The 6,748-nt window shown below is 46.7% G+C and carries 7 protein-coding genes and 1 pseudogene; all 8 read right to left on the bottom strand.

The window, feature by feature from the left end; translation table 11 throughout:
- Nucleotides 1-346 (bottom strand): annotated as a pseudogene (locus tag GRP75_RS16585) (flagellar hook-length control protein FliK); the annotation flags it as partial.
- A gap of 26 nt (nt 347-372) precedes the next feature.
- Nucleotides 373-1,356, bottom strand: a complete 984-nt coding sequence (locus GRP75_RS16580) for a magnesium transporter MgtE N-terminal domain-containing protein (RefSeq protein WP_028542724.1) — start codon at nt 1,354-1,356, stop codon at nt 373-375.
- Nucleotides 1,357-1,403: 47 nt separating this feature from the next.
- Nucleotides 1,404-1,847 (bottom strand): flagellar export protein FliJ, encoded by a 444-nt coding sequence (gene fliJ / locus GRP75_RS16575; RefSeq protein ID WP_013309890.1) that lies wholly within the window; start codon nt 1,845-1,847, stop codon nt 1,404-1,406.
- Nucleotides 1,848-1,857: 10 nt separating this feature from the next.
- Nucleotides 1,858-3,177, bottom strand: coding sequence for a flagellar protein export ATPase FliI (fliI, locus tag GRP75_RS16570; RefSeq protein ID WP_160789838.1), 1,320 nt, complete (start codon nt 3,175-3,177; stop codon nt 1,858-1,860).
- Nucleotides 3,164-4,000: a FliH/SctL family protein gene (locus GRP75_RS16565; RefSeq protein WP_025723732.1), complete on the bottom strand. Its 837-nt coding sequence runs from the start codon at nt 3,998-4,000 to the stop codon at nt 3,164-3,166. Before GRP75_RS16565 ends, fliI begins: the two co-directional genes overlap by 14 nt.
- Nucleotides 3,993-5,009, bottom strand: a complete 1,017-nt coding sequence (fliG, locus tag GRP75_RS16560; RefSeq protein ID WP_160789837.1) for a flagellar motor switch protein FliG — start codon at nt 5,007-5,009, stop codon at nt 3,993-3,995. Before fliG ends, GRP75_RS16565 begins: the two co-directional genes overlap by 8 nt.
- Nucleotides 5,010-5,020: 11 nt before the next feature.
- Nucleotides 5,021-6,604: a flagellar basal-body MS-ring/collar protein FliF gene (fliF, locus tag GRP75_RS16555; protein ID WP_160789836.1), complete on the bottom strand. Its 1,584-nt coding sequence runs from the start codon at nt 6,602-6,604 to the stop codon at nt 5,021-5,023.
- 35 nt (nt 6,605-6,639) lie between these two features.
- Nucleotides 6,640-6,748: flagellar hook-basal body complex protein FliE (fliE, locus tag GRP75_RS16550; protein WP_202404174.1), on the bottom strand; the 109-nt coding region annotated here is incomplete at its 5' end.

Below are 6,748 nucleotides of genomic sequence, written 5' to 3'. Positions count from 1 at the left end.
GCTGAATCCACGCTTGCAGAGAAGCAAGCAGAGCAGGATCGGCAGCTACCTGATCATCCAGCTTTTCGAGATTTTGCAGCAAAGGAGCCAGTGTTTCGACCAGCGGCTCGGTTGGAGCTTCCGCGGATTCTCCGGTTGCAATCAGCGGAAGTACCATAACTAATGGAGAACCGTTCGCATCTGTGCCTGCTGAGTCCGTTTGCCCGCCTGTCATCATTTGCGTAAGTGTTTGATTAAAAGCACCCGTGGTTGCTCCGGCAGCCGTGGCTGTACTCGTTGTTGAGGCTGTCGTACTGCTAGCTGTTTGACTGGAGCTGAGCGATACACTTTGAGAAATAAGGGTCATTTATTTTTCACCTCCCTTCATTTAAATTACTTACTGCCCATCAGTTTGTTCAAAATTTTTGCAGTCTGAGCCGCATCCTTGGCAGACATATTTTGTAGTAAAGAACCACGTGTCGAATCATCTACTGTATTTAATATGTTTAATGCCTTGTCTGGACTGATTTTGTAAGTTTGTAAAATAAGTTCGGCACCGCTCTTCTTGTCCATGGAAGCAAATGTGCTACTGATTTGAGTGCTTTGCAAACTCTTACTCGTCGTGCCAGCTGTGGTACCTTGATCCTTTTTCAGACGAGACTGCAACGCAGCAACTGACAAATCCGTAGATGGCGTTACGTTTTTCAGAGCCATAGTAATATCGGCTGCTTTTTTAGCGTCCATCTTTTGCAAAATCTTTGCACTGTTGGCAGGGTCCATGTAGCTTAGCAGCTGCACAGTCTCTTCCGTAGTCAGATTCTCCATAATCGGTGCCGCTTTACTAGCTGTCATTCCTTCATACATGCTAGCAAGATCTCTGGCCTGTTTTACATAAGGATCTTCATTTGTTGTTCCACCTGTAGTTTGCGTACCAGCCTGTCCCTGCTGACTGGCCTGTGGCTGCTGTTCCTGTTGCGTTTGCAGCGTATTGACCTGATTCTGCAGTTCAGTAACCTTTTTATCTTGTGTCGTCTTAGCAGCGGTAGCCTTTTTAAGCTCCTCCGTCTGCTTGGCTAAATCTGACTTTAACTGCTGAATGGTTGCTTCAGAACTTTCAGACTGTGCCTTCTGATCTGCCTCTTTCGTCTGGGTAGCCTTATCTTTCGGTTCAGGCACCCAATTTTTAACAACTGGTATTTTGTTCCCTAATGAAATCATTTCGCTTCTGAAGTCCATATTGAACAATGTAAGCAGGACCCCGACCAGAACGATTGTGAACACAATCGGAATCAGGAAAAACATAAACCGTTCAAATCCCCCGCCTGATTCTTTTCCTAAATCCATATCCAGTTCATTTTCTGCTAACTTCTGTGCCATCGTCTTCCTCCTCAGGCAGCTGATATGCGTATCCTATGACTTTCCGCTTACCGGGCTTTCATGGCAAATCGCACGGAAGCCATTTCATCCAGCTCGTTCTGCTCGCGCAGGAGCATTTCCTGTTGGAATTTCACGTTGGCCTTCTCTCTCGCTTTCAGCCAAACCTGTTCATCCAGCATTTTATCGGTCAAAACGGTTTGTTTGCTTTGCACATTTTGCTGCGCATATTGAACATCCCTATGCTTGCGTGTAATACATTGGTCCAGATGATTAACATAAGCCTGTAATTCCTGAATGGTAGAGAGTGGCGCGCAATCCTCGGCAGCCTTTTGAATGGCTGATATGACCCGATTCCTTTCGCCTACAAGCTGTGTTAATGTCTGCTCCTCAGCCTGCAATTGTCCAACAGCACTGGAAAGCAACCATTCGGCCTGTGACTTTTCGTTGGTTTTCAAGTCTACAACTTTCTGAAAGGAATACTGAAATCTCATCGTTCAACCTTCATCTCCTCATAAATTCAGAAATCAAACGCTCCCTTACCTCGTCCAGCTCAGCCTTTTCATCTGTTCTTTGTCTTGTAAAATCCCATATATCCCGTATACGCTCCATGGATTCGTCAATTTCTGCATTTGAACCCTGCTGATAGGCCCCGATATTAATCAGGTCCTCCGAATCTTTGTAAACGGCCATCAAGCGCTTAATGTTCTCGGCAGCGTCTATCTGATCTCGTGGTGCGATATCCTTCATAACCCGGCTAATACTAGCTAACACATCAATTGCGGGAAAATGTCCTTTGTTCGCAATCCCACGATTCAAGACAATGTGTCCATCCAAAATCCCGCGCACCGCATCTGCGATGGGCTCGTTCATATCATCACCATCGACCAGTACCGTATAAAAAGCGGTTATGGAGCCAGTAGGACCTGTCCCAGCACGTTCTAGAAGCTTAGGTAGACTAGCAAACACGGAAGGTGTGTACCCTCTCATTGCTGGCGGCTCCCCTTCGGCTAGTCCCACTTCACGTTGGGCCATCGCATACCGGGTAACTGAATCCATCATCAGCATGACATTCAACCCGCGATCCCGAAAATATTCCGCGATCGTCGTTGCAATAAGTGCACCCTTAATACGGATTAACGCAGGCTGGTCGGAAGTTGCCACAATGACCACGGCACGTTCTAGTCCCTCTGGACCTAAATCCCGTTCAATAAAATCCAGCACCTCGCGTCCACGTTCCCCGATCAAGGCAATTACATTCACATCAGCTTCCGTATTACGAGCAATCATTCCCATCAAGGTACTTTTACCTACACCCGAACCTGCAAAAATACCAACCCGTTGTCCTTTACCGATAGTAAGCAACCCGTCGATAGCGCGCACCCCGATACTGATTGGTTCCTGCACACGCGGACGATTCAGCGGATTGGACGGAATATTGAAGGTTGAATATCTCGCCATTCGAGAGGGAATCAATGAGCCATCCAGAGGCTGACCCAATCCGTCCAGCACTTTGCCTAACAGCTCCGACCCGACCTGCACATTCAACGGTTTCCCTGTTCCTACAACATCACAACCGGGACCAATGGATTGCAGTTCTCCAAGTGGCATCAGAAGCACTTTATTGTCCCTGAAGCCTACGACCTCCGCTTGCAACGGCTTTGCCGTTTTACCCGGATAAATGTAACAAACATCCCCGATACTGGCGTCTGGACCTTCCGATTCAACCATCAGGCCGATAACCTGCGTAACCTTGCCATTTACCCGAACCGGGTCCAGCTGGCGCAAATGATCCATGTAGCGCTGCGCATTAAGCCCCTTCATGTCTTCGCTCCTCATTCTCATGTGCCAGACGCAATAATTCCTTTTTGATCTCAGCTAATTGCGTATCAATCCGCGCATCCACACTCCCAAAGGAAGAACGGATAACACAACCGCGATCTTTCACGGTACCATCAGGAATAATTTGAAGTTCTGCCTGCGAATCGACAGTTAATGACAATTCTTCTCGTGCACCTTGCACAAATGCGAAATGCTGAGGCGACACACACAATGTAATGGTTCCTTTTTCCCGCTTACGAGCCAAATTTTTACGAATTAATTCAATCGTGTATTCAGGCTCAAGGCTAAGCTGTTTCTCAATGACCTTCTCAGCAATAGCACTACTCAGTTCAACCAGGAAAGGCTCAGCTTCCTGAATCAGTTGTTCCTTGATCTCATAGGCCTGACGCAGAATATCCTGTGCTTCTTCCATCATCTGCTCTGATTTCGTCTGGAGCTCGGCCTCAGCCAGCTTCTGACCTTCTTCATATCCTTGCTGAAACCCATCAGCTTTTAACGACTGAGTTAACTGCTCGTCATGCTCGCGTCGTTCCTGCCACCAGGCTTCAATCTGCTGCTGTGCCTCCTGAAGCATCCGTTCCGCTTCTTCAGCTGCCTCGCGAACCTGACGTTCGGCAAAATCCTTAGCATCATTCAGCATTTCATCCCGTAGCCGTTCAGCCTCGTGATCTCGCTGAGGCTCCGGCTCCGTATATTCAGTTGTGATTTCTTCATCCGTCGTTTCTGGCGCATACGTATGTGCCACATCAATTGTTTTCAAAGCCTCTACAGGAACATATTGGAAAGATTTAATCAAGTTAGACAATGATGTCATCTCCTCCGCCGCGTGCGATTATAATCTCACCGGCCTCTTCCAATCTGCGGATCGTCGATACGATACGTGTCTGTGCTTCTTCCACATCACGCAACCGCACCGGTCCCATGTACTCCATTTCCTCTTTGAAGGTTTCTGCCATACGTTTCGACATATTTCGGAAAATCACATCGCGTACTTCTTCACTGGACACTTTAAGCGCTAATTGCAAATCTGCATTGTCGATATCGCGGATAATGCGCTGAATGGAACGGTTGTCCACATTGACGATATCCTCGAACACGAACATTCTTTTCTTGATTTCCTCAGCCAGTTCTGGATCTTGAATTTCAAGCGAGTCGAGAATCGTACGTTCGGTTCCGCGGTCTACGCCATTCAAAATCTGAACAATGGACTCGATACCGCCCGCATTCGTGTAATCCTGCGTTGCGGTTGCAGACAGCTTTTGCTCCAACACTCGTTCCACCTGGGAAATAACTTCCGGAGATGTACTGTCCATGACAGCGACACGCCGGGCCACATCTGCCTGTTTTTCCTGTGGCAGAGACGACAGAATTGCTGCCGCCTGCTCGATTTGCAAGTACGAAAGCACGAGAGCAATCGTTTGCGGATTCTCATTCTGTATAAAATTCAATATCTGGTTTGGATCAGCCTTGCGGGCAAAATCGAAGGGTCTTACCTGTAACGTCGCTGTTAGACGGTTAATGACCTCAACTGCTTTTTGCGATCCGAGTGCTTTTTCCAATATTTCTTTAGCGTAATTAATACCGCCTTGGGAAATGTACTCCTGAGCCAAACAAATTTGATGAAACTCGGCCATGATGGAGTCCTTCTCAATGGCATCGACCTTCCGCACATTGGCAATTTCCAATGTAAGTTGCTCGATCTCCTCATCACGCAAATGCTTGAATATTTGAGCAGATACCTCTGGTCCCATTGTGATCAGAAGTATAGCTGCTTTCTGTCTTCCCGTTAAACCTTGACTGCTTGCCTTTGCCAATGAACTCACCTCTATTCGTCAGCCAGCCATGTACGAAGCAGATTGACGAATTCGTCGGGTTTCTTTTTCGCCAGACTTTCAAGCTGTTTACGCACTTGACTTTCATTTGTCACACTTTCCATGGTAATAGACGGGAACTCCGTCGGCGTTGGCATGAGTTGCAATTCTTCATCCAACTCTTCTTCCTGCTTACGACGACCGCGTACGATGAGGAAGATTACCCCCGCCAGCAGTGCCAGAACAGCAGCTCCGATGCCCCATAGCCAAGGGTTGGAAGCTGAGAAGAATGTATTCGTGCTCGCAGGTGCTGGAACAGCTTGTGAGAACACTGAAACCTTCTTAGCCAAATCAGCGTCTGTAATAGTAGTACCAGAATTCGCCAAAGATGCTCTTACAATATTAACCAAAATATTTTGAATTGCTGTCTGAGTTGCAGTATCCAACGTTTGCTGACCTGTTGGTGGTTCAACTGCAACATTAATGGTTAAATCTTTTACAGTGTACGGACTTTGGATAATATCCCTTGCAATTCGGTTAACTTCGTAGTTAATCGTACTTGAGCTCTTATCTGAGCTGGTATTACCGGAATTAGCTCCTCCCGGGTAGCCCGGAACATCCTGTGTTCCTGTTCCTGCAACTCCTCCGGTTTGTCCACTACTGCCCGTATAGCTTTCCTGAATTTGTTGGGCACTAATTTCAATACCCTTCATTTTCGTTTGATCAACAGGTGTGACCATTTGTTCTTTTGATGTGACTTTGTCGAAATTTAGCTGGGACATAACCAGCACGTTTACCTTGTCGTCTCCAACAATTTTCGACAAAAATTGTTGGACATTATTCCTTACATCGCTCTCAAACTTCTTCTGTAGAGCCATGTTTTCCTGAACACCACTAGTGAGCCCACCTTGGCCGCCCTTGGCCGTTGGAATCAACTCATATTCCTTATTGGTGATCGTAATGTTTTCCACTGGCAGATTCGGTACGGCCGTTTTTACCAGATTAAAATATCCGTCGATCGCTTGCTGATTTGGAGTAAAGCCAGGCTCGAATTCCATTTGAATCGAAGCGGAGGCTTTGTCCTTTTCTTCAAGTCCGGCAAAAATGTTTTCCTTTGGCATATTAATGACAGCTTTGGAGCTTTGGACACCATCCATCCGTTCCAACAGTTGCTGTATTTCGCCGTTCAATGCATTATTGTACTTCACATTGAACTCGTTCTCCGTCATACCAATGGCAGAGGAGGACTGGTCAAAAGCACTCATGCCGATTGAACCCTTCTGAATCAGGCCTTGAGACCCAACATCTACCTTCGCCTTATCCGCATTAGCGGTTGGAACTGCGATTTGTGTCCCACCAGCATTAAGTTGATACGGTATACCCGCAGAATCGAGATATTTAATGACTCCGGCTGCATCGTTAGCATTTAAATCTCGGAAAGCCACTTCATACTCGGTTTTAGTAAACTGCATCGTTAGCACTACAACGGCGATAATGATGAATGCTAATGTCGAAACAAGTAATATCTTCTGTTTTTTGCTGAAATTATTCCAATACCCGGAAATCTTATCCCGATATTGGGCGATTCTCTCGTTCACTCCGTCACCCCATCCGAAACTTTGCTAAACCCTCTTTACATCTGTGTACGCATGATCTCCTGATAGGCTTCGATCGCTTTGTTTCGGACCTGTGTAGTAAGCTGCAGGGAAAGCAGCGCTTGTTGGGAAGTGATCATGACCTGA

This window comes from Paenibacillus sp. OT2-17 (assembly GCF_009827695.1).
Classification (GTDB): Bacteria; Bacillota; Bacilli; order Paenibacillales; family Paenibacillaceae; genus Paenibacillus; species Paenibacillus polymyxa_B.
Note: the sequence above shows the minus strand (reverse complement) of the source record. Positions and strands in the feature narration are given on the sequence as shown.